The sequence below is a fragment of the Mesobacillus sp. genome, assembly GCF_049588175.1.
Taxonomy (GTDB): domain Bacteria; phylum Bacillota; class Bacilli; order Bacillales; family Cytobacillaceae; genus Mesobacillus.
Genome location: NZ_JBAVFI010000610.1, coordinates 1 through 2,203 on the forward strand (window position 1 = coordinate 1; position 2,203 = coordinate 2,203).

Sequence of the window (2,203 nt, forward strand, 5' to 3'; positions counted from 1 at the left end):
CTATCATGTTATTAGCCATGGTTTACCTATCCCTTATTTGATTATTTTACTTAGATTGTTTATAGCAAATAATTCGTCTTCTGTTCCGCTTTTACAGTCATTAATCAAAAAGGTTATTAACCAATAAACTTTTTCTCAAGAAATTTAACTCGTCTGTTGAAAAAATAAGTACTGAAACCTTACCCAGTATTATATAGGAAGAAAATATTGGATTTTGTAGAATTATGTCGATTAAAGGTGGGAAAAGGAGTGATTTATTTGAGGGGGAAGTGAAGGTTGGTAAGCTCTCTAAAGTACAATGTTAGGGGATGTATCTAATGCTCCCGTTTTCAAATCCCTCTAAAGAAGTAAGGGGTTAGCCTTTTACTTCCTTTGATAACTACTTTGCGACGGTGGAACCGTCCCTGTGTCGCAAAAACAGAGGGATTCAGTTTTGGAGTCCACTGCTTCTTTTATTGCGATCGACTTTCATCGCAGTTGAACCGTAACGTTCTCATCCAACTAAAGTCCCTTGCAATTTTTCCTAAATCTTGTTATTCTTAGGTAGAATTATTTTTGTTCGGTGTAAAGTTCGACTCTTCGTTCTAATGATCACTTTGGGCAAGGATAGTAATACAATGTGCATTAGCACTAGGAGGCAACAAACATGGAACAAGGTACAGTTAAATGGTTTAACGCAGAAAAAGGTTTCGGATTCATCGAGCGCGAAGGTGGAGAAGATGTATTCGTTCATTTCTCTGCAATCCAATCTGAAGGCTTCAAATCATTAGACGAAGGTCAAAAAGTTACTTTCGACGTTGAGCAAGGTGCACGTGGACCTCAAGCTGCTAACGTTCAAAAAGCTTAATTTTGATATAGCATACCGAGACAGACTCCAAAAGGGTCTGTTTTTTTTATTTTCAAAAATAACAGCAATAAAAAACCCTACTCAACGAACGAGTAGGGGCATGGTGCCGGTAAAGTAAAAAATTTAAAGCAAAAGGTTATTTACATTATAACACAACAATCTCATAATCAAATGATTAGCAGAAATTTAGCAAGTGCATGATAATGACAACATAGAAGGCACACAAATGGAGGAATGGATGATGAAATTTCCAAACGACGCGGATGGAGAAGCATTGCGCAGTTTGTTTAATGAAGGTGTCAGTTTTAAAAAGCCGCAGCCAGTCGAGTTTTTTATCGCTGTGCCGGATAAGGCAACTGGCGAGAAGCTTCTGCCCGTATTGAAGGAAGAAGGCTTTCATGGCTTACTCGAGCAGGATGATGAGACAGATGAGTGGGCTTGCAGTTGCTCGAAAAGGATGCTCCTTAACCATAGCGAATTAAAAAAAGTGCAGGAAAAGCTGGATAAAATAAGCAAGCCTTACGGCGGCCATTCTGATGGCTGGGGCGTATTTATAGAATAAAATGCAGGTGATGACATGCTTCATACTTTTTTAGGTGAAACAATCGGGTATGATGTGATTTATAAAAATCGGAAAACAATCGGCATTTATATGGATTTGTACGGCCATGTCGAAGTCCACGCTCCTAAGGGGACCTCAGATGCAAGTGTGCTTCAAATCCTAGAAGGCCAATGGGACTTGATCCTGCAAAGGGCGAAGGAAATGAAAGAGCGGGCCTCAGCCGGTAGGGAAAAAGAGTACGGACCAGGCGGACAATTTCTATATTTGGGCAGGCTCTATCACATTCTGATTTCCCAGGATGCAGATATCGAAAAAGACAATGCCGTGTTCGAGGCAGACAAGCTCCATGTATACGTGAAAGAGCAAAATGAAGAGAGCATCAAACAGGCTTTGAAGCGATTTTACTATCAGCAGTGTAAGGCATTAGTCGAAAAACGGGTTAAATTTTATCAAAGCGAATTCAAAATAAAGCCGCGCTCGATTCGAATCACGGACAGTAAGACGAACTGGGGAACGTGTGATTCCATGAGGAATTTGACATTCAATTGGAAGCTGTCCATGGCACCAATGGAAGTGATTGATTATGTTGTCGTCCATGAAATGTGCCATATGGTCCATATGAATCACGACCGTTCATTTTGGCGGCTTGTCGGAAAAATCATGCCTGAATATGAACGGTATGAGCGCTGGCTCGCTGTGTCGGGGTGGAGGATGGAGGTTTAGTGTAGCGGGGGTGACAGATCCTCTCAGCGGAGCAAAAAACTTCAAAAATATTATCCTTATACTAAAAAGGG

3 protein-coding genes are annotated in these 2,203 nt (G+C 40.7%); all 3 read left to right on the forward strand.

The features are described 5' to 3' along the window. Positions 1 to 646 precede the first annotated feature (646 nt). Positions 647 to 847 carry a cold-shock protein gene (locus WB217_RS14800; protein ID WP_026694123.1) on the forward strand — a complete coding sequence of 67 codons (201 nt, stop codon included), beginning with the start codon at positions 647 to 649 and terminating at the stop codon, positions 845 to 847. Between the two features lie 241 nt (positions 848 to 1,088). Continuing rightward, positions 1,089 to 1,409: a ribonuclease E inhibitor RraB gene (locus tag WB217_RS14805; RefSeq protein WP_101583514.1), complete on the forward strand. Its 321-nt coding sequence runs from the start codon at positions 1,089 to 1,091 to the stop codon at positions 1,407 to 1,409. A 15-nt stretch (positions 1,410 to 1,424) separates the two neighbouring features. Beyond that, positions 1,425 to 2,132, forward strand: a complete 708-nt coding sequence (locus WB217_RS14810) for a M48 family metallopeptidase (protein ID WP_423994008.1) — start codon at positions 1,425 to 1,427, stop codon at positions 2,130 to 2,132. The last annotated feature ends 71 nt before the right edge of the window (positions 2,133 to 2,203 follow it).